Raw genomic sequence first — 21,638 nt, 5'->3', positions numbered from 1 at the left:
CGCTATTTGCCGGGCAGTAAGACCCCCGCCTCAAAATTCAGCGAAAGCAAAGAAGTTAGGTGGGAGTTGGGCTGCTTGTAAAAGCCAGATTGGTAAGGGCTAATTAAAGTTTCACTTTATTCGGAGCGACAGAGGATTTAGCGAAACGCAAAATTTACCATGCTTTATACAAACTAATTAGTAATCAACATATACCGCAATCTATTTCAATTATCGGTATTGGTAGAGGGGGAATGTCAGATGTGGAATTTCAAACAAAGGTAGAACAATCCATTGCTACATTTTCTAGAAGATCTACTGATGACGAATCAGGAGTAGAAGGATTTATTAGCACATTTCGTTATTGTCAATTAAATACAGCGAATGTAGAGGACTATCAAGATTTGTTGAGTCTTGTAAAGAGGCGTGAAACAGAATTAAATATTCCTGAAAACCGTATGTTTTACCTATCTGTTATACCAGAAGTATTTGATGTCATTGCTTTAAATATTAAGGAAAGTGGATTGTGGGCTACAAAAGGATTAAATCGTCTTATTATAGAGAAGCCTTTTGATTATAATGTAACGTCTGCTCGTGAGTTTAACAAAAAATTAATTGAATGTTTTGATTAAACTGATATTTATCGTATCGATCATTATCTTTGAAAATGAATGGTAACTAGGAATACACTTAGAAAAGTATTACGAAATAAATCGTATGTAATTCAAGACATTTTTATTGACGATAATAATTTATGTGGTTAATATATTAGACATAAGATTATCTAATTACTAAAAGTAATTAGATATAAAATATTCCGTTAAATTCTATAAATAAGTAAGTTGTGGTAGAAATGCTTTGAATTGCCACTATTAATATTGGGGACAATTAAAAAGCGAAAGGCATAAAAAGAATTGGAATTTGATAACTCTTTGTTTTTATAAAACATGAGCTTCTGTACAATTCATTTTTAAAATATTGACAAGGATTATACAACAAGAGGGGGACTAAAATTGGAATCAATGACCTTTGTTTTATTTGGAGCGACAGGGGACTTAGCGAAACGCAAAATTTACCCCGCACTATATAACTTATATAGAGATCAAAAACTTCCAAAGCAAATATCCGTTATCGGGCTTGGGAGACGTCAAGTATCTCATGTAGATTTTCAAGGAAGAATAAAAGAATCAATAGAGACGTTTTCCCGTCATAGAGAAGAAGGTACTCCAGAACTGGAAGGTTTTTTAGATAATTTTCGCTATTGTCCATTAGATGTGAGTAAGCCGGAAGACTATGAGAGGTTATTACAAGTCGTTCGTGAAAGGGAAGAAGAATTACATATAAAAGGAAATAGAATGTTTTATCTTTCCGTTGCTCCTGAATTTTTCGAGACCATTGCTTTAAATATTAAGGAAAGCGGACTTGATAAAACGGATGGATGGAAACGTCTGATGATTGAGAAACCATTCGGGCACGACCTTACATCTGCTCGTGAGCTTAACGATAAGCTTAGTCGCACGTTTGAAGAAGACGAGATATACCGTATCGATCATTATTTAGGTAAACCGATGATTCAAAATCTTGAAGCATTAGAATTTGCAAATCCTGTTCTCCAATCAATTTGGAATAAAGAACATATAGCGAATGTACAAATCACAGCGAGTGAAACAGTTGGGGTTGAAGAAAGGGCAGGATATTATGACCAGGCAGGGGCCATTCGAGATATGGTTCAAAATCATATGTTACAAATATTAATGATGACTGCTATGAATCTGCCGGAAAAGGTTAATGCATGTGAAATTCGAGAGGAAAAGCGAAAGGTAATGGAAACGCTTCGTAAAGTGAAAAAAGAAGACGTTCAAAGCCATATCATTCGCGGACAATACGCTGTAGGTGAGATAAAAGGCGGGCAAGTTGTAGCATACAAAGAGGAGCCAGGAGTAAATCCTTCTTCTAACATAGACACATTTGTTGCTGCTCGCCTGTGGATCGATAATCCATTTTGGACTGGCGTTCCCTTCTATATACGAACAGGCAAACGAATGAAAGAAAAGTCTACTCGTATTGTAATTGAATTTAAAAATACGTTAAAACAGCAATATCAAGATAGTAATCCAAATGCAGCACCTAACTTGTTAATAATTGAAATTAGTCCAGGTGAGAACGTTTCATTACAGTTAAACAGTAAAAATCCATTGAAAAATGGAGAAATTGAACCGATGCGTATTAACTTTACTTGTGAGCAAGCGGATGTGGGAGTACCTGAAGCGTATGAAAGACTCATTCATGATGCTGTGAGTGGAGACGCTACATTCTTTGCACATTGGAGAGAAGTTGAATTGTCATGGGAATGGGTACAACCAATTCTTGAAGCGTTCGAGGAAAACTTATTACCGCTTTATGAATATGAGTCTGGTTCATATGGTCCAGAAGCGTCTAATGAACTGTTGCAAGAAAGTGGATTTAAATGGTGGTTAGATCAAGAGACGGAAAAATAAGTACTTTCTTTAATGAAAGCATTTAGGGGGACGATTACTATGACACAAAACATAAATCAATTAGCAGTGAATACACTTCGTACGTTATCGATTGATGCTATTAATGCGGCAAACTCAGGTCATCCAGGTCTTCCGATGGGAGCAGCACCAATGGCTTATGCATTATGGGCGAATCATTTAAATTACAATCCTAATCACCCAGAATGGTTTAACCGTGATCGTTTCGTTTTATCGGCGGGACATGGATCTAGTCTGTTATATAGTCTACTTCATTTAGCTGGATATGATGTTTCAATTGATGACTTGAAAAACTTCAGAAAGTTAAATAGTAAAACACCAGGACATCCTGAGTTTGGTCATACTCCTGGAGTTGAAGCGACTACAGGCCCGTTAGGACAAGGGATTGCTAATGCTGTCGGAATGGCAATGGCAGAAGCTCATTTAGCAGCAAAGTTTAATAAGGGTGGTCACTCTATTATAGATCACAATACGTATGCTTTAGTCGGAGATGGTGACTTAATGGAGGGTGTCGCTTATGAAGCGATGTCAATGGCAGGACATATGAAACTTGGCAAGTTAATTGTACTGTATGATTCAAATGAAATTTCACTTGATGGTGAATTAGGCATTGCTTTCTCTGAAGATATTCAGAAAAGGGTAGAATCTGTACATTGGCAATATGTAAGAGTTGAAGATGGAAACGATGTCGATGCTATTACAAAAGCTATTACATTAGCGAAAGAAAATAAGGATCAACCTACTCTTATAGAAATTAGAACCATTATAGGTTATGGAAGTCCAAAAGTTGCTGGAACGAACAAAGCACATGGTAATCCGCTTGGAGTAGAAGAGGCAACAGCGACAAAACAAGTGTATGGTTGGGGTTATAAGGAAGATTTCTTTGTACCTGAAGAAGTAAAAACTCATTTTAATGAACTAAAACAAAAAGGTATTGAAAAAGACAATGACTGGAATGAGCAGTTCAACTTATACAGAGAAGCGAATCCTACACTGGCAGATGAATTAGAAAAAGCGATTACAGGTGAGGTTTTAATTGAAGCGAAAGACATTCTATCCTTTGATACTGAAAAAACAATTTCTACTCGTGTTGCAAGTGGGGAAGCTATTAATCATTATGTGAAATCGATTCCTTCTATTTTCGGTGGAAGTGCGGATCTTTCTCATTCTACGATGACAGATATAAAAGGTGAAGCAGTATATGCAGTAGAATCGTATGCTGGACGAAATATATACTTCGGTGTACGTGAACATGCAATGGGCGCTGCAGCGAATGGATTGGCGCTTCATGGAGGAGTAAAACCTTTCGTAAGTACATTCTTTGTATTTAATGATTATCTTCGTCCGTCCATTCGACTGGCTGCACTGCAAAAGTTACCTGTTACTTACGTATTTACACATGATTCGATTGCTGTAGGAGAAGATGGTCCAACGCATGAACCAATTGAACAATTGGCAGCTCTTCGAGCAATTCCTGGTCTAACAGTTATCCGTCCGTCAGATGCAAATGAAACAGCAAGTGCTTGGGCGTATGCTTTACAGCAAACGGATGGTCCGGTCGTTTTAGTACTGAGCCGTCAAAATTTACCGGTGTTTAATGAAACGAAAGCGAACATAGAGAATCTCTCTAAAGGAGCTTACGTATTAACACAAACGAATGAAAATCCGGATGTAATTTTAATTGCGACAGGTTCTGAAGTACCCTTAGCTGCTAGTGCGAAAGCAAAATTAGAAGAAGATCAAGTTTCTGTTCGCATCGTTGCAATGCCGAGCTGGGAGCTATTCGATTACCAATCGAACGCATATAAAGAATCCGTTCTTCCGTCTTCTATAACGAAACGAGTATCTCTTGAAATGGGTGTATCTCTCGGTTGGGAACGTTATGTAGGACAAGAAGGAAAAGTACTATCAATTGAAATATTTGGAGCTTCAGGTACTGGAGCTGAAGTCATGAATCTATTTGAATTTACGACAGAAAATGTTGTTCAAATTACAAAAAATGTGTTGAATTCTTAAGCTATGACTGTGAATACCTTTCTGTACATATTAACATTTCAGTGCTGAAAGGTATTCCAGATTGTAGTGATATGGATTTTTAATAAAAGATGATTTGAGGAGGAATTATATTATGCAAGTAGGATTAATTGGGTTAGGTAAAATGGGATTAAATTTAGGGAAAAATTTAATGGATCATAAACATGAAGTAGTAGCATTTGATTTAAATACGAGCGCAGTAGAAGAAATGAAAGAGTACGGGGCAACAGGTACATCTAGTTTAAGTGAACTTGTTCAGTCATTACAATCACCAAGAATTCTTTGGGTAATGGTACCACACGCTGTTGTTGATTCTGTTATTGATGAGGTTACACCACTTTTATCAAAAGGAGATATTTTAATTGAAGCTGGTAATTCACATTATAAAGAGTCTATCCGCCGATATGAGCAATTAAAGAAAGATGGCATTCACTTTATGGATGCAGGAACTTCTGGTGGAATGGAAGGAGCTCGTAATGGTGCTTGTTACATGATCGGAGGAGATCAAGAAGCTTGGGACATCGTTGAACCTATCTTCCGCGATACTGCTGTAGAAAATGGATTCTTATATGCTGGAAAAGCTGGTAGTGGTCACTTCTTAAAAATGGTTCATAACGGAATTGAATACGGTATGATGGCTGCTATTGGTGAAGGATTTGAGATTCTAGAGAAAAGTGAATTTGACTACGATTATGAAAAAGTATCAAGAGTATGGAACAACGGTTCAGTCATTCGTTCTTGGTTAATGGAATTAACAGAAAATGCATTTTCTAAAGATGCAAAACTGGATGAGATTAAGGGTGTTATGCATTCTTCTGGTGAAGGAAAATGGACAGTAGAAACAGCATTAGACCTTCAAACAGCAACCCCTGTTATCGCAATGTCTCTATTAATGCGCTACCGCTCATTAGACAATGATACATTTACAGGAAAAGTTGTAGCAGCTCTGCGCAATGAATTTGGTGGACATGCAGTAGAAAAGAAATAAAGTGAAACTGTAATAAGTAGGGGCTTCATTCCACACCAATCGGGTTTTTACGGGATAAGCATATTAAACATGTAACTCATCAACGTTTAAAAACTGGAGGGAATTAATCATGAAATTTTTTATTGATACTGCAAATCTTGAGGATATAAAAAAAGCATATAAACTTGGAGTTTTAGCTGGTGTTACAACGAATCCTTCTTTAGTAGCAAAAGAGGGCATTAAATTTGAAGACCGTATTGCAGAAATTTGTCAGGCAGTTCCTAAAGTTGAATCTGTTTCGGCAGAAGTAACGCCAGATGCTGTTACAGCTGAAGAGATGATCGCCCAAGCAGAAGAACTGATTAAAATTAACGGTGGCGATGAAAAAGTTACAGTTAAACTTCCGATGACGTTAGCTGGATTAGAAGCTTGTCGCTACCTTACTGAAAAAGGTGTGAAAACGAATGTTACACTTATTTTCACGGTGAACCAAGCACTTTTAGCTGCTCGAGCAGGTGCAACGTACGTTTCTCCATTTTTAGGACGCTTAGATGATATTTCTGAAGATGGCGTATTATTAGTTGCTAAAATTGCTGAATTATTCGATGTTCATCAACTAGATACACAAATTATTGCGGCTTCTGTTAGACATCCAGATCATGTAACTCGTGTAGCGATGGCAGGTGCTCACATTGCAACAATTCCTTATAAAGTAATTGAACAACTTGCTATGCACCCATTAACAGACCAAGGTATTGAGAAATTTGCTGCTGATTGGGCGAAAGCGCCTAAATTATAATGTATGAAAGCGAAGGTGCTTTCCGAAAATTGTTTTTCATGAGAGGACAAATCTTAAGTAACTTCATCGTTTAAACTGGATCCTGAGTTTGTAGTCTTACTACGTGAAAACAGCAAGAGAAGAAAGTGTCATTCACTTTTGAAGAAGGAAAATATGCTCGTATGAAGCATGTATAAAATAACATTATAATTATGAAAGAGAAATCCCCTTATCAGAGAGAGTAGTTAACATGTATCTCTGATAAGGGAGATTCTTTTTGTATAAATTATTATTTTGTGAAGATGATTTGTATATCGATATATAAATTCTTACTCATGAAAGAACTATATAGGTGCTCTTAATTGTATAGTAATTTTGAAAGGGTTTACATAAAGGGGTGAAATTGCGTATGAATATGTACCTTTTAATTATTACATTATTATCAATTGTAATTGTTATTTTAGGGGTATCGTGGTGGAGATGGCATGCGTTTATTAGTTTAACGATTGCAAGTTTGTTTTTAGCAATTATGTCTGGAATGCCAATGGATAAAATAGTGAGTGCTTATGAAATGGGAGTCGGAAGTGTTCTCGGGCATTTAGTAGGTATTTTAGTATTGGGTACAATTTTAGGGAAAATGATGGCAGAGTCAGGTGCTGGAATGCAAGTGGCAGAGTTCTTTATTAAATCCTTTGGGATAAAAAACTTACCATGGGCTATGTTAATTGCAGGTTTTATTATTGGAATCCCGGTGTTTTTTGAAGTAGGCATTTTAATATTACTGCCGTTAGTAATTTCAATTCATAAAACAACGAAACAAAATATTTTATTGATAGCATTACCAGCAATTGCTGGGCTATCTGTCGTACACGGTCTTGTTCCTCCGCATCCAGGGGCCATAGTTGCAATTGGTATTTATAAAGCGAATCTTGGAAAGGTACTAATGTATTCACTCATTATTACATTTTTTGCAGCGATTATTGCAGGTCCTATATTCGCTAAGTGGATTCACAAACGTGTAATTCCTGAAAATGAGCCAGAATTGATTCGTGTAAATACAAAATCAACGAAATTACCAGGAATAGGAGTTTCATTTTTAGTTATATTGTTACCTGTTATGTTAATGGTTTTAGCTGCAGCAGCTCCTTATGTGCCTCTTTCTAATACTTTGATGAAGATTGTCACATTAATCGGTAGTCCTATAATTGCACTATTGATTGCATGTTTTGCGGCGTTCTATTTTCTTGGATTTCGTCAAGGTATCGATAAAAAAGCTATTAAGAAGATAACAGAAGATAGCTTATTACCAATCGGTTCAATTGTTGCGATTATTGGTGCCGGCGGGGGATTTAAGCAAATTCTCATCGATAGTGGGGTAGGGAATGCTATTGCTCAAATGTCTGAGCATTTAGCTCTATCTCCAATTGTATTAGCATTTATAGTAGCTGGGTTAATTCGAATTGCGACAGGTTCAGCGACAGTCGCTTTAACAACAGCGGCGGGTATCGTTTCGCCAATCGTTGAAAATACGACAGGTGTGAACTTAGAGTTACTCGTTATTGCAACAGGTGCAGGAGCATTAATGTTTTCACACGTAAACGATGCTGGTTTTTGGATGGTAAAAGAATACCTAGGTTTAACAGTGAAAGAAACATTTAAAACATGGACAGTATTAGAAACGTTACTTTCATTTATCGCTTTTGGAGGCGTTTTACTACTCGATATGTTTGTTTAAGATAAAGATGTTTCTATTTAGATAATTGTGGCATACAACGTTATTAATAGATAAAAGGAATGTATTTTTATGGTGGGATACTGTAGCAATTTTTTGTTAGGAGGAAGAAATGGTGAGCTCAAAATATATGATTGGTGTAGACATTGGGACAACTAGTACAAAATCAGTTCTATTTTCTACTGATGGATCTGTTATTGCTAGTCATGGAATTGAATATCCTTTATATTCTCCTACACCTGAAACAGCAGAACAAGACCCAGAAGAAATTTTTCGTGCAGTAATAAATACGATTAAAGAAACTGTACGAATAAGTAGTGTACAGCCGAATGATATTCTTTGTGTCTCTTTTAGTTCGGCAATGCATAGTATCATTGCTGTAGATGAAAAGGGAAAGCCGTTAACGAGATGTATCACTTGGGCAGATAATAGAAGTGCAAGCTGGGCGGAGAAAATAAAGAATGATATGAATGGTCATGAAATTTACCTTCGTACTGGGACACCAATTCATCCGATGTCACCACTGTCGAAATTAGTTTGGCTACAGAATGAGCAAGCAGAGTTATTCGCAAAAAGTTATAAATTCATTTCTATTAAAGAATATGTTTTTTACAAGTTATATAAAGAATATGTAATTGATTATTCTATAGCATCAGCGACAGGAATGTTCAATTTAAAATCTTTAAAGTGGGATGAAGAGGCTTTACATGTAGCAGGAATTACAGATGAAAAGCTTTCAAAGCTTGTTCCAACAACGCACAGTTTAACAGGATTAGATGAAGAGTTTGCCAAAGAGATGAATGTACTTGTTTCTACGCCTTTTGTAGTAGGAGCGAGTGATGGAGTACTATCTAATTTAGGTGTAAATGCAATAGATCCTGGCGTTGTGGCTGTTACAATTGGTACAAGCGGTGCGATACGTGCTGTAACAAATCGTCCTGTAACAGATCCAAAAGGTAGAATTTTTTGTTATGCGTTAACTGAAGACCATTGGGTAATCGGTGGACCAGTTAATAACGGCGGTATGATTTTCAGGTGGGCTCGTGACCAATTGGGCACTTCAGAGATTGAACTTGCAAAGCGCTTAGGAAAAGATCCATATGAGGTGCTTACTGCAATAGCAGCAAAAGTGAATCCGGGATCTGACGGTTTATTATTTCACCCGTATTTAGCGGGGGAAAGAGCTCCTTTATGGAATGCAAATGCGCGAGGATCTTTCTTTGGACTCGGATTGCATCATAAGAAAGAACATCTGATACGTGCTGTTTTAGAAGGAGTAATTTATAACTTATATACAGTTCTTCTCGCTTTAAAAGAACTAATTGGCGAACCGAAAAAAATTCAAGCGACAGGCGGTTTTGCAAGGTCGGAACTTTGGAGACAGATGATGGCGGATATTTTCCATCAAGACGTATATGTTCCTGAAAGTTTCGAAAGCTCTTGCTTAGGAGCTGCCATCCTCGGTTTATATAGTTTAGGTGAAGTAGATACGTTACATGTAGTTTCTGAAATGGTAGGTGCAGATTTTCATCATGAGCCAAACATGGAAAGTGTGGAAAAATATAAAGATTTAACGCCAATCTATATCCGTTTGTCCCGTCAATTGGAAGAAGAATATGAAAGTATAGCAGCGTATCAAAAAAAGTGGGTTTAAAAGCTATTTACCAAGAAAATATGGTAACGTATAAAGAGGTACTCCGATTTTTTAGGATACTCTTTCAACATAAAATATTTTAAGAAGTATGATGAATGAAAAATATAGGGAGAGAGGGTTATGAAAATGAAGGATAACAAAGAGTTTATCGGATATGTTGGAACATACACGAAAGAAAATAGTGAAGGAATATATAAGTTTATTTTAGACACGGAAGCAAAAAAAATTGGTAATGTAACACTTGCCGCTAAGTTGGATAACCCTACATATGTAACGATTAACCGAAATAATGAATATCTCTATTCCGTTGTTAAGCAAGGCGAATCTGGCGGTGTAGCTGCTTATTCCATTGATAGTCATACTGGAGAACTAAAAGCGAAAAATAGACAAGTAGTAGAAGGGGCTTCTCCTTGTCATATTAGTGTTGATAGTGGAAATCATACAGTAGTTACAGCAAATTACCATAAAGGAACGATTGAGTCTTTTGAAGTAAATGAAGAAAATGGAACTGTAAATCCTGCTGCATCTATTATGGCACATGAAGGTTCAGGTCCGAATAAAGAAAGACAAGAAAAACCACATGCACATTACGCGGGGTACACTCCTGATGAAAAATATGTGATAGGTGTTGATTTAGGGATAGATAAATTAATTACGTATGAAATAAAAGATAGTACATTAATAGAAGTGAATAGCCTGTCTGTGAATCCGGGAAGTGGACCAAGACACATTGCTTTTCATCCAAATGGAAAATACGCTTATGTAATGACGGAGCTTAGTTCAGAGGTTATTGCGCTAACATATAACTCGGAAGAAGGCTCCTTTACAGAATTACAGTATATTTCTACTCTTCCAGAACAATTTGATGAAAATAGTCAAGGAAGTGCGATTCATATTTCTTCTGACGGCCGTTTTGTATATGCAGGTAATCGTGGTCATAATAGTATCGCTGTTTATAGCGTAGATCAAAATTCAGGTCAGCTTACATTTGTTGAACACACATCTACAGAAGGAAATTGGCCAAGAGACTTTGTATTAGATCCTACTGAAAAGTTCCTTGTTGCTACAAATGAAAAGTCACATAATCTTGTGCTATTTTCAAGAGATGAATCTACAGGAAAGTTAACACTTTTACAATCTGATGTTGCTGTGCCAGAGCCTGTTTGTGTGAAGTTTTTAAATGTTTAAGTTGTGTTCGATATAATTTCATATACTCAGAAAACAATAAAAAGCAAAGCGATATCGCTTTGCTTTTTATTGTTTCTTTTTCGGCCTACGTACTAATTCGCCGCCGCAGTTTGGACAAACGTTTTGTCTTTCTTCTGTACATGGTGCGCAAAATGTACATTCATATACACAAATGTATGCTTCAGAATCTTGTTCGAGCGATTGATCACAAATTTGACAGTTTGTTTTCATTTCTAGCATAATAAGTCTCCTTTTAGTTAGAAAATTTATAATTTAATTATAATTCATTGAATAGAAATAGTCCTTTTCAATTGAAAGGAAATCGAATGATAAAGTTATGAATTGAAACGAAAGATGCCGGTTTATTTTAAAATTGATTATTTATTACAGTTGGAATATTATGAAATAGTCAAAAGACAACAGGGGGTATAGATTTTGACTAATCATAATGATCATTTAAAAGCAAACTGCGAAAAATGCTTCGGTCTATGTTGCGTTGCATTACCGTTCGCAGCATCGGTAGATTTTGCAGTGAATAAAGATGGTGGTAAACCATGTTCCAACTTACAATCAGATTTTAAATGTAGTATACATAAAAATCTTAGAGGAAAAGGTTATAAAGGTTGTACAGTATTTGAGTGTTTCGGTGCTGGGCAGAAGATTTCTCAGGGTACGTTTAAAGGGATTGATTGGAGGAAAGATGCAAAGCATGCAAGAAAAATGTACGATGCTTTTCCGGTTATGCATCAACTTCATGAAATGCTTTGGTATTTGAATGAAGCGATTCTTTTAAAGGCAACACAGCCAATTCATAAAGAGCTGGAGACCGCAATTGAGGAGACAGAGCGACTTTCGAATTTAAATCCAGGTGAGTTAATGAAAATAAATGTTCCAATGCATAGGGCAGAGGTGAACATTCTTCTTTTAGAAACGAGCGAATTAGTATGGAAGGAAATGAATACTGCGCGTAAGAAACGAATCATTCACCGCGGAGCAGACCTTATGGGAGCGAATCTGAAAAAGAAAGATTTACAAGGTGCAAATTTAAGAGGAGCTTACTTAATTGCGGCAAACTTAAATGGAGCAGACTTACGAGGGGCAGATCTCATTGGAGCAGATTTACGAGATGCAGATATTCGCGGAGCAGACTTTACAAATTGTATTTTTCTTACGCAAGTTCAAATTAATGCGGCGAAAGGGGATAAGCATACGAAATTGCCGAAATTGTTGTCCCGTCCATCGCATTGGAGTGCGTAAAGAGTGAGGAGTGTTTAGTGTGGATATATTTCAGTATTTAGAAGAGATGCAAGAGGATGTCTTTTCGTTAGCAGTAGAGCAAATAGAAGCGAAGTATTATGATATTTGTTGCATGTTGGCATCTACAGAATATGCAGAACGAATTAAAGCAATTGATTTAGAGTCATATAAGGAAAGTATTCGAGTAGGTTTGGATGCAGCTGTAGAAATGGCTACTAACGAAGAAGCAAAAGCGATTTATTTTGAGTATGACCTTGATAACGAATGGGATAGTCAGTTTTATATTTGTGAGGAGTATTTTCCAATGGAAGAAGAGGATGACGATTGGGCATCTGAATGGACATATAATATTGAGGGGCCGGGGGCTGTAGAATTAGCAGATATGTATAATGAAAATGGCTTTGATACAAGTGAAAAAGCAATCAGTATAACTTTATATTTAATTGCTAAAACGCTGTGTAGTTTTATAAGTGTACGTAGTGAAGTGCAAAGTAATATACCGATTTGTATTGGTTTTCACGACCAAGATCCAATTATGCGAACAGGCAGAGACTAAGAATCTCTGCCTGTTTTGTTATTTCTTTTCAAAAGTAGTAATGAAAACGCTACATATAATGAGCATACCACCAATGAAAAAGTTACTATTTAATGTCTCATTTAATAAGAGCCAACCAAGTAATGATCCAACGATAGGTTGGAAGAAGAAAAATAAGGAACCGATGCTTGCATCCATTAAGTCTAATCCTTTATTCCAAAGGAAAAAGGCACCTGCTGTTGAGACGATTCCTAAGTATAATACGCCTAATATGACGTACGTATTTACTGTTCCGATAGAGGATGTTTGTAGTTCCCCTATCATAAAAGGTGTAATAAAAAAGAGTGAAAAGAATATGGCATACGTTGTAATAACTAAGGATGAAAATTGGATTGAAGCGATTTTTACATAAATAGATAGTAAAGCCCACGTAATAGCGGCTCCAACTAAAATGATTGTTCCGATAAAATAGGAGCCAATTTCAATATCCCACCCGATTACGATAATGACACCGATTGTCGCTATGATAGTAGATAAAAGTCTATGAGCGGTTAGTTTTTCTTTCAAAATGAGCGCTGCAAATATAGCCATAAATGCAGGTGTAGCTGATGTTACTAATGAGCCTGTATGAGCGTCGGATAATTTTGTTCCGATAAATTGACATGTGATTGAAATAAAATATCCGATAAATCCAATCCAAGCGAATAGGAGCCAATCTTTTTTGCGAATGGTTACTTTTTTCTTTTGCTTTTTCTCAGCTAGTTTTAAAATGCCATACAAAACAACAAAAGCGATAATAAAGCGTAGCCAAACGAGTGTTAGTGGTGGGATAAAATCGAGTACGTATTTGCTAACAACATACATACCGCCCCATATACTTGCTGCTAGTGATAAGCATATAGCTCCTAAAATTGTTTGTTTCATTTGAAGTACCTCCGTCTATTTTTAGGGTAATATGAGTTCCCTAAGACGAGGCATAGTGTATGTGTTACAAGCCCGCCTTAGTTTATAGACGGCCTACAGGTTGATCGTTTTCGAATGAAGTGTTGTAGTACATGGGTGCATTCCTCCTTCATATTTTATAATGATATTATAACTTAATTTTCAGTTTATTGGGATGTTTCTTTAGGAAATAGTGGCTGTCTAAGAAAGTGTAGTATATGGTAGAAAAACATATTTTTAAAATAAGAGAAACCAATGACATAGCAGATAAGTATATTAAGAGTAGGATGAAACAGTAGATTAATAGAGAAAGAGGAGGAGATTGTTATAACTACAACTGTTATTTCTCATTTTTATAACGAAGAGTATTTATTGCCGTGGTGGCTTATACATCATACGAAACTGTTTGATCATGGCATTTTAATTAATAAAGGTTCTAAGGATCGTTCGGTTGAGATTTGTAAAAAATTCGCACCGCATTGGGAGGTGCGAGATTCTGTAAATCCAGAGTTTGATGCATATGCGACAGATCATGAAGTGATGAGGATAGAACAAGAAGTACAAGGATGGAAAATGATTTTAAATACGACTGAGTTTCTTTGCGTGCAAGATAAAAATCAGTTTTGGAAATCGCTAAATGAATTGGGGGGAGGATGTATTGGCTGGACGGGCTTATTATGGTTGATGATCCTAACTACAACTATCCGGACCTTAACTTTGGAATACCTTTAATGAAACAGCGGTTTCATGGTTATTTACCAGAAGATTGGCCGTTATGGAGAAGAGGTAGATTTATTCATAATCATGAGCATGGAAGTTATACGGTTGGAAGACATTTATCTGCGCATGAATCGATGATTTATCCACCTCTTGCCTGTATATTATGGTTTGGGTTTAGTCCGTGGAACGATGCGATGAGAAAGAGAAAGTTACAAATTGGTCCGACTCTTTCTGAAGCTAGTAAGCATGGGGGAATGGGGACGCATCATATTGTTACGCCGGAAAGATTAGAAGGATGGTATAAGGAATTAGCGAGAGGAACGAAGGATTTACGTTTTAATGATGCATATCGTTATGTTTTTGTATAAATGATTTCCACCATAAAATTGTTTCTTCAATTCCTGTATTTAGATCGTATGTTGGTTTCCAGTTTACTTCAGTTTTTAAACGTTCTACATTAACCCCGACAAATAAAGGTTCATCTTTAGAGAAAGGGATTGCACCTAGTTTAATTAAATGTTCTTTTCCTATCTTTTTAGCAATGATAGAAGCTAACTCTTTAATTTGTACAGATTGACCAGAAGCGATATTGATAGTGCCTGTAACGCTGTGTTCTAATATTGTTACGAGAGCGTCAGCGACGTCACTCACATGGAGGAAATCTCTCGATTGTTTTCCATGTGTACATAGTGCTTCCTCGTTTTTTAATAAGGAAGTGATAATGTTAGAAACGAGCCGATTACCTTGTTCGTGAGGTCCATACATATGAAAAATGCGGCCCCAACACATGCTGAGGCCTGTTTGTTGTGCATACGTTTCTAGCCAGGAGTGCAGTGCATTTTTACATAAAGAATACGGGGTTTTATAGGAAAGGAGCGGTGAATCTTCAAATAATACGCCGTTAAACCATTCGTACTCTGCGCCAGTACCTGCAACGACAACACGCTTTCCACCGCATGTTGTAAAGTGTTGAATCAATGAAATACTAGACTTTAGCCAATAGTAATTATTAATAGATACATAGCATGCTGGTGGCACTGCTTCCCAAGCAAGGTGAATGAGATGGCTAGGCTGAACGTCGTAAATGAATTGTTTTACTTCGTCATCGCGAAGCAAGTTTACTTTATGCCAATGGCAAGGGAGGTGAGAGGGGTTATTTTTATTATACATGGCGTGCACTTCGTATCCCTTTTGTATAAGTGAATGTACAACATATTTACCTATCCAGCCACTACCACCTGTTACAACAACTTTCTTCATGGCTCGATCACCTCAATTTCTGGAACCGTCACTAAAAATTTACCGCCCCATTCACGAATGAAAGAGCATTCTTTCATAATTTCGTCTTTCAAATTCCAAGGAAGTATAAGAATGTAATCTGGTTTTGTACGTTTAATTTCTGCTGGAGATTTTATTGGAATACGAGTTCCTGGTAAAAGGAGATTTTGTTTGTGAGGATTTTTATCTACTGTATAAGCTAGAAATTCTTTACCTATCCCGCAATAATTCAAAAGGGTGTTTCCTTTAGCTGGAGCACCGTAACCGATAATTTGTTTGTTTAAAGCTTTCGCTTCAATAAAAAACTTTAAAATATTTATTTTCAATTGTTCGATGCGTTTAGAAAAAAGGAGATAGCAATCTAAAGTATCTAACCCGTGGTCGACTTCTTTTTGAATTAATTTTGTAACATTGGAATGGATAGTTGATTGGGCACTTAGATGGTTTACAAAAATCCGTAAGGAACCACCATGCGTTGAAAGTTCTTCTACATCAACAATTTGTAAATGATGATAACTTAAAACTTTTTGAAGGCTTATAAGTGAGAAGTAGGAAAAGTGCTCATGGTAGATAGTATCGAACTGTTTAAAGGATATGAGGTTTAATAAGTGTGGGAATTCAATTGTTATCGTGCCATCACGTTTTAATAGTGTTTTTAAACCAGCGACAAAATCATGCAAGTTCGGAACGTGTGCTAATACGTTATTTGCGACGATTAAATCAGCTTGTGGCAATTTTTTTGCTAAGTCATTACTGAAAAAATTTACTTCAGTAGGAATTCCTTTTTGGATAGCAATTTCTGCTACGTTTTTTGCGGGTTCAATTCCCAATGTCTCGATATTTTCTTTTTGAAAGTATTGTAATAAGTACCCATCGTTACTTGCAATTTCAATCACTTTTGAATGTTTTGTTAAGTTGAAACGCTTAATCGCCATTTCTACATATTTTTTAGCATGTAGCAGCCAGCTTGAGGAGTAAGAGCTGAAGTATAAGTAGTCATGAAAAATATTGTGCGGAGATTCAAATTCATCTAGCTGCACGAGTAAACAAGAGTGACAAACAAATGTGTGCAGCGGATAAAATGGTTCCATTTTATATGAATTTTCAGGAGCTACAAATGAATTAGCAAGAGGAGAAACGCCCAAATCTAAAAAAGTGTTGGTTAGTAATGAGTGGCAAAAACGGCATTTTTTCTGTTCCATTTTATAGTCCCCTTATAAATTTTTGAATGCATCGATTTGTTGTCGCGTGAAAGATTCTATATTTTCACCGGATGCATATTTTTTGTACCAATCAACAGTCCAAGCAATAGAATCATCTGTTGATAACTTAGGGGTCCAGCCGAGTTTGTTTACTGCTTTTGTACTGTTGAGTGTTAAAATTGGTGATTCATAAGGAGTTTTCGTAGAGGGAGAATGGATGGTGAGTCGTTTATTCCATAATTTCGTTACGGATTGAATGACATCATTTACGGTTCTGCTAGGTTCATTAATCGGTCCGAAATTCCATGCTTCTGCATATTTAGCATCATTCCAAAGTTTCTCAGCTAGAAGGATATAGCCATGTAGAGGATCTAAAACATGTTGCCACGGACGGACGGCATATTTGTTTCGAATACACAAAGTATGATTGTGCAAATATGCCCGAATGATATCAGGGAATAATCGATCTTCTGCCCAATCACCACCGCCGATGACGTTACCAGCTCTGACTGAGGCGAGTTTCTGGGTATTAGTGCGGAAGAATGATTTTTGATAGGATGTTGCCACTATTTCAGCGCAAGCTTTGCTAGCGCTATAAGGGTCGAAACCTCCTAGTCGGTCATTTTCCACGAACGCTCGGTCGCCACTACCGTCATTCTCATAACATTTATCGCTTGTCACATTAATAATGGCACGTACGCTTTCGACGGACTTTGCTGCTTCTAGCACGTGGACAGTACCTAAAACATTCGTTTTGAATGTATCGATAGGATTTTTGTATGAAGTGGTGACGATTGGCTGAGCTGCTAAATGAAATATTATGTCGGGATTATGTTGTTTTAGGGCGTGGAATAAAGAGTCGTAATCAGTAATATCGCCATGAATTGTCATACACTCTTTTGCTACGTTACCTTGTTCAAAAAGATTAGGAATGGATGGGGGATGAGAAGAAAAGCCCACTATTTCTGCCCCTAAAGAACTTAAGAAAAGGGTGAGCCAGGAGCCTTTAAATCCAGTATGTCCCGTAATAAATATTTTTTTCTTATTCCAAAAAGATGATGAAGCCATATTACCAAACCTTCCATGGAGCGTTATTACTTTCCCATAGCTCGACTAATTTATTTTTATCCCGCAATGTATCCATTGGATGCCAAAAACCAGAATGTTGATATGCGGCCAATTCGTTTTTGTTTACTAACTGAACTAAAGTGTCTGTTTCAAAAACAGACTTATCTCCACTAATGTAATTGAAAACTTCAGGATTTAAAACGAAAAATCCACCGTTAACCCATCCGCCATCACCTAATGGCTTTTCTTGAAAAGATGTTACAGACTGTTTATCTAATATGAGAGAACCAAATCTACCAGGAGGTTGTACGGCAGTAACAGTAGCCATTTTTCCATGTTTTTTATGGAATGTAATAAGTTCTTTTATATTTACATTACTTAATCCATCACCATAAGTGAGGCAGAAAGGTTCGTCTCCGACATAATTTTGAATCTTTTTCACTCGGCCACCCGTTTCGGTATTTACACCAGTATCGATTAGTGTAACTTTCCACGGTTCTACACGATGAGAATGGCTAGTAATTGTATTATCGTTTAACTGTATTGTGAAATCAGACATGTGTAAGTTGTAATTTAGAAAGAACTCTTTAATTGCATATCCTTTATAGCCTAAGCAAATAATAAACTCAGTAATCCCGTAATGACTATACAAACTCATAATGTGCCATAGAATGGGTTTTGTTCCAATTTCAATCATAGGTTTCGGTTTTAAATGTGTTTCTTCCCCAATTCTTGTACCGTACCCACCAGCAAGAATAACAGCTTTCATTTTTTCCTCCTAAAATAAAAATTTATTATTTATACAGTATTCATGTTTTATGCAAATGAGATTGTTTTTGATTAAGCGAATGAAAATGTTTGAGGCGATGACGATGCAGAAAATATTACGGTTTGAATTTTGGGAATAATTCTTGGTATTCAGGGTTATGACGGAGGTCTTGTGTTAGGTTACTAAGCTCTAAAAAACGTATGTCCAGTACTTCAGGAGATTGACCGTAATGTGTTTGAAGCCCCATTTGAACACCCCTTTTTGAAAGGGTAGGTGTAATTTGTAATTTTCTTGCCTTTGACTGTTCATTCCAAGGGCTAAAATAAAATTTTAAAATAAATGAAGGATAGTCATAAATTATATATCCGTGCCGCGAATGATGTCTACCAGGTAAATATGCACCATCTAGATGATTGTGAATAAATCTCCAAGCACATCCGAGTTGTGGGTTGTAAGGGAAGACACCGTGGTATCGCTGTTCTACTAAGGGGATAGAATATCTAGGCTTTGAATAATTATAATTGTGATTATCTATCATTAAAATCATTCTAATCGCATACATGTTTTGGCCTAGTGTATGAAGAGATGAAAAAAAATCTTCAGTATTATTACAACAAAAGAATTCAGTAGTATTTAAAACGATTTTCCAACCTGAAACTTCTCTTTCAATTTCCATCACTTCAATATCAGTATTAGTTGGATCAAACTCAAGAAATCTGGAATTTCGTACTTCCCAGTGGGGTGCTAATAGTTTACAAATCTCTACGGAACGATCTGTAGACCCTCTATTAATTAAAATGCCGTGATCGAATATTTTCGTGTGATGCATAAGCCACCATGGGAGTAGGTATTCTTCATTATAAAAATGAGAAATGATTGTCTTTTTCATGTTAATTTCCTCCTATACAAGCAATCATTATTAGTAGAATATGCTTTTAAATAAGAAAGGTTAAAAGGTACAGACAATGTAGTGATTAGGTAATAGTTTAGTAATTTTATTGTATGAGTGATTTGTATTGGATAATAGTAGGGTGGAGCTTGGAATTTGGTATAAATTGTGAATAATAAACCGTCACGTTTGACTGTACAGTTTATGTATTGTATCATGTAAGTAATATAAACAAGGGGGGAAGATCGTTGGGAAGGTGTATCGAATCGGACAGTTGGCTCTCATGGCTCACGTGTCGAAACGAACGATTGATTATTATACGAATCTAGGTATCTTAAAAGCGGAGCGATCTCAATCTAATTATCGCTATTACGACGAAACAGCATTTGAGACATTACAATTTATTGAGAAGTGCAAAGAAATGCATATGCCGCTTTGTGAGATTAAAGAGAAAATCGAGGAGAAGAAGAAGCTGCTCGGTATCAATGAACACGTTTCGAAACAAGTGAATGAAGTGACAGACCATATTCATCGATTAGAAGCAGAGTTAACAGAGTTAAAGCCGCTTTTAGATGGATTGACTGATTCACAACGTGAAAAAATATCGAAATCTTTATCTGGTCAAACGACAGCTTTAATACAGACACTTGCTCTATTATTATAGAAAAAGTGAAATCTGACCTCTTTAATTTTTGTATAGGGCTATGTTTTCTAAGAAACAAATAAGAAAACATTATAGTATACAGGAGGTGGACACCTTAGTTTTTTAACTAAGGGGATTCATTGGAAATATTTAATTTAGTCATGGTTGCGATTTTAATCGCATTTACTGGATTTTTCGTAGCAGCTGAGTTTGCGATTGTAAAAGTACGTTCAAGTCGTATTGATCAGCTTGTTGCAGAAGGAAAACGCGGTGCTTTAGCAGCGAAAAAGGTAACAACAAATTTAGATGAATATTTATCTGCTTGTCAATTAGGTATTACAGTGACAGCTATGGGATTAGGTTGGTTAGGTGAACCGACAATTGAAAAGTTATTACACCCATTATTTGAGAAATGGAACTTAAATCCTTCTATTTCATCAGTATTAACATTTGGTCTTGCTTTTATGTTAATGACGTATTTACACGTTGTAGTAGGGGAATTGGCTCCGAAAACGATGGCAATTCAAAAGGCTGAAAAAGTAACATTATTATTTGCAGCTCCACTAATGATGTTCTATAAAGTAATGTATCCATTTATTTGGGTATTGAATGGTTCAGCTCGTGTGATAACTGGTTTATTCGGTTTAAAACCGGCTTCTGAACATGAAGTAGCTCATACCGAAGAAGAATTACGCCTTATTCTTTCAGATAGCTATGAAAGTGGCGAAATTAATCAAGCCGAATACAAGTATGTAAATAACATTTTTGAATTTGATAATCGTATTGCAAAAGAGATTATGGTACCGCGAACAGAAATCGTTGGTTTCTACCTGGAAGATTCAGTAGAAGAACACATGAAAGTGATCCAAAATGAGAGATACACACGTTATCCGATTTTTGGAGAGGATAAAGATGATATTATCGGTATGGTCAACGTAAAAGATTTCTTTATTCGATATATGACCGAGGATCAAAAAGATTTATCATCTATTCGCTCGTATATGCGTCCGATTATTGAAGTGATGGAAACGACTCCAATTCACGATTTATTACTTCAAATGCAGAAGAAGCGAATTCCGATGGCTGTTTTATATGATGAGTACGGAGGAACAGCCGGAATTGTAACGCTTGAAGATATCTTGGAGGAAATCGTCGGCGAAATTCGTGACGAATATGATGAAGATGAAGCACCACCAATTCAACATGTGAACGAGCAACATATCATTGTTGATGGAAAAGTGCTTATCTCAGAAGTGAAAGATTTATTTGGATTACACATCGAAGAAGATGATGTGGATACAATCGGTGGATGGATTATGATGCAAAATCATGAAATCGAAGAAGGACAACACGTTGAGGCAGAAGGTTATGAATTTAAAGTGTTAGAAAAAGACGCTTACCAAATTAAACGTGTTGAAATTCGTAAGATGGAACAAGAACAAGAAGAAGAGAAAGCAGCAACTGTGTAAGTTGCTGCTTTTCTTCTA

The 21,638-nt window shown here is 36.4% G+C and carries 18 protein-coding genes and 2 pseudogenes; 13 read left to right on the top strand and 7 right to left on the bottom strand.

The features are described 5' to 3' along the window. Nucleotides 1-128: 128 nt before the first annotated feature. The 8 genes and pseudogenes from AXW78_RS15980 to AXW78_RS15945 form a co-directional block, all read left to right on the top strand. Nucleotides 129-611: pseudogene (locus AXW78_RS15980) on the top strand (glucose-6-phosphate dehydrogenase); the annotation flags it as partial. Nucleotides 612-992: 381 nt separating this feature from the next. Next, nucleotides 993-2,477, top strand: a complete 1,485-nt coding sequence (gene zwf, locus AXW78_RS15975) for a glucose-6-phosphate dehydrogenase (RefSeq protein WP_000445369.1) — start codon at nucleotides 993-995, stop codon at nucleotides 2,475-2,477. Between the two features lie 39 nt (nucleotides 2,478-2,516). Continuing rightward, complete coding sequence (gene tkt, locus AXW78_RS15970; protein WP_061884425.1) at nucleotides 2,517-4,511, top strand: transketolase; 1,995 nt, start codon at nucleotides 2,517-2,519, stop codon at nucleotides 4,509-4,511. 112 nt (nucleotides 4,512-4,623) lie between these two features. Continuing rightward, nucleotides 4,624-5,517: a phosphogluconate dehydrogenase (NAD(+)-dependent, decarboxylating) gene (gene gnd / locus AXW78_RS15965; protein ID WP_001195925.1), complete on the top strand. Its 894-nt coding sequence runs from the start codon at nucleotides 4,624-4,626 to the stop codon at nucleotides 5,515-5,517. A 109-nt stretch (nucleotides 5,518-5,626) separates the two neighbouring features. Beyond that, entirely contained in the window at nucleotides 5,627-6,295 is a 669-nt protein-coding gene (gene fsa / locus AXW78_RS15960; protein WP_000667679.1) for a fructose-6-phosphate aldolase, read from the top strand. A gap of 388 nt (nucleotides 6,296-6,683) precedes the next feature. Continuing rightward, complete coding sequence (gntP, locus tag AXW78_RS15955; RefSeq protein WP_001057596.1) at nucleotides 6,684-8,009, top strand: gluconate permease GntP; 1,326 nt, start codon at nucleotides 6,684-6,686, stop codon at nucleotides 8,007-8,009. Between the two features lie 109 nt (nucleotides 8,010-8,118). Further along, complete coding sequence (gene gntK, locus AXW78_RS15950; RefSeq protein ID WP_061884424.1) at nucleotides 8,119-9,660, top strand: gluconokinase; 1,542 nt, start codon at nucleotides 8,119-8,121, stop codon at nucleotides 9,658-9,660. Between the two features lie 120 nt (nucleotides 9,661-9,780). Next, complete coding sequence (locus tag AXW78_RS15945) at nucleotides 9,781-10,848, top strand: lactonase family protein (protein WP_081113981.1); 1,068 nt, start codon at nucleotides 9,781-9,783, stop codon at nucleotides 10,846-10,848. Between the two features lie 66 nt (nucleotides 10,849-10,914). Here AXW78_RS15945 and AXW78_RS15940 read toward each other — a convergent pair whose 3' ends face one another. After that, nucleotides 10,915-11,091, bottom strand: coding sequence for a DUF1272 domain-containing protein (locus AXW78_RS15940; RefSeq protein ID WP_061884423.1), 177 nt, complete (start codon nucleotides 11,089-11,091; stop codon nucleotides 10,915-10,917). Between the two features lie 192 nt (nucleotides 11,092-11,283). Between AXW78_RS15940 and AXW78_RS15935 the strand changes: the two genes are divergently transcribed. Together AXW78_RS15935 and AXW78_RS15930 are read left to right on the top strand one after the other, a co-directional pair. Continuing rightward, nucleotides 11,284-12,105, top strand: coding sequence for a pentapeptide repeat-containing protein (locus tag AXW78_RS15935; protein WP_000181433.1), 822 nt, complete (start codon nucleotides 11,284-11,286; stop codon nucleotides 12,103-12,105). A gap of 19 nt (nucleotides 12,106-12,124) precedes the next feature. Continuing rightward, nucleotides 12,125-12,661 carry a hypothetical protein gene (locus AXW78_RS15930; protein ID WP_000350937.1) on the top strand — a complete coding sequence of 179 codons (537 nt, stop codon included), beginning with the start codon at nucleotides 12,125-12,127 and terminating at the stop codon, nucleotides 12,659-12,661. Between the two features lie 18 nt (nucleotides 12,662-12,679). On the opposite strand, the gene AXW78_RS15925 is transcribed toward AXW78_RS15930, so the two are convergent. Continuing rightward, the gene (locus tag AXW78_RS15925) at nucleotides 12,680-13,564 is read right to left on the bottom strand and encodes a DMT family transporter (protein ID WP_061884422.1); all 885 of its coding nucleotides are present in this window, start codon (nucleotides 13,562-13,564) and stop codon (nucleotides 12,680-12,682) included. Between the two features lie 360 nt (nucleotides 13,565-13,924). Between AXW78_RS15925 and AXW78_RS15920 the strand changes: the two are divergent. Then, nucleotides 13,925-14,670, top strand: a pseudogene (locus AXW78_RS15920) (glycosyltransferase family 2 protein). Here the strand turns inward: AXW78_RS15920 and AXW78_RS15915 are convergent. From AXW78_RS15915 to AXW78_RS15895, 5 genes are all read right to left on the bottom strand, one after another. Continuing rightward, nucleotides 14,639-15,562 carry an NAD-dependent epimerase/dehydratase family protein gene (locus AXW78_RS15915; RefSeq protein ID WP_000758366.1) on the bottom strand — a complete coding sequence of 308 codons (924 nt, stop codon included), beginning with the start codon at nucleotides 15,560-15,562 and terminating at the stop codon, nucleotides 14,639-14,641. The pseudogene AXW78_RS15920 and the gene AXW78_RS15915 sit on opposite strands and share 32 nt — an antisense overlap. Next, a complete protein-coding gene (locus AXW78_RS15910; protein WP_046945751.1) occupies nucleotides 15,559-16,782 on the bottom strand; it encodes a class I SAM-dependent methyltransferase in 1,224 nt (407 codons plus the stop codon). The genes AXW78_RS15915 and AXW78_RS15910 overlap by 4 nt, the downstream gene beginning before the upstream one ends. A 12-nt stretch (nucleotides 16,783-16,794) precedes the next feature. After that, nucleotides 16,795-17,850 carry a CDP-glucose 4,6-dehydratase gene (gene rfbG / locus AXW78_RS15905; RefSeq protein ID WP_061884421.1) on the bottom strand — a complete coding sequence of 352 codons (1,056 nt, stop codon included), beginning with the start codon at nucleotides 17,848-17,850 and terminating at the stop codon, nucleotides 16,795-16,797. 1 nt (nucleotide 17,851) lies between these two features. Continuing rightward, a complete protein-coding gene (gene rfbF, locus AXW78_RS15900; RefSeq protein WP_000648807.1) occupies nucleotides 17,852-18,619 on the bottom strand; it encodes a glucose-1-phosphate cytidylyltransferase in 768 nt (255 codons plus the stop codon). A 115-nt stretch (nucleotides 18,620-18,734) separates the two neighbouring features. Next, on the bottom strand, nucleotides 18,735-19,508 hold the full coding sequence (locus tag AXW78_RS15895; protein WP_000750968.1) for a glycosyltransferase family 2 protein: 774 nt from the start codon (nucleotides 19,506-19,508) through the stop codon (nucleotides 18,735-18,737). 256 nt (nucleotides 19,509-19,764) lie between these two features. Here AXW78_RS15895 and AXW78_RS15890 point away from each other — a divergent pair, with 256 nt between their 5' ends. Then, nucleotides 19,765-20,172: a MerR family transcriptional regulator gene (locus AXW78_RS15890; RefSeq protein WP_000285637.1), complete on the top strand. Its 408-nt coding sequence runs from the start codon at nucleotides 19,765-19,767 to the stop codon at nucleotides 20,170-20,172. A 119-nt stretch (nucleotides 20,173-20,291) separates the two neighbouring features. After that, nucleotides 20,292-21,620 carry a hemolysin family protein gene (locus tag AXW78_RS15885; RefSeq protein WP_000402275.1) on the top strand — a complete coding sequence of 443 codons (1,329 nt, stop codon included), beginning with the start codon at nucleotides 20,292-20,294 and terminating at the stop codon, nucleotides 21,618-21,620. Nucleotides 21,621-21,638: the final 18 nt, after the last annotated feature.

Origin of the sequence: Bacillus thuringiensis (assembly GCF_001595725.1) — a bacterium.
Taxonomy (GTDB): Bacteria; Bacillota; Bacilli; order Bacillales; family Bacillaceae_G; genus Bacillus_A; species Bacillus_A thuringiensis_K.
The sequence above is the reverse complement of the archived record's forward strand: the minus strand, read 5'-3'. Positions and strand labels throughout refer to the sequence as shown.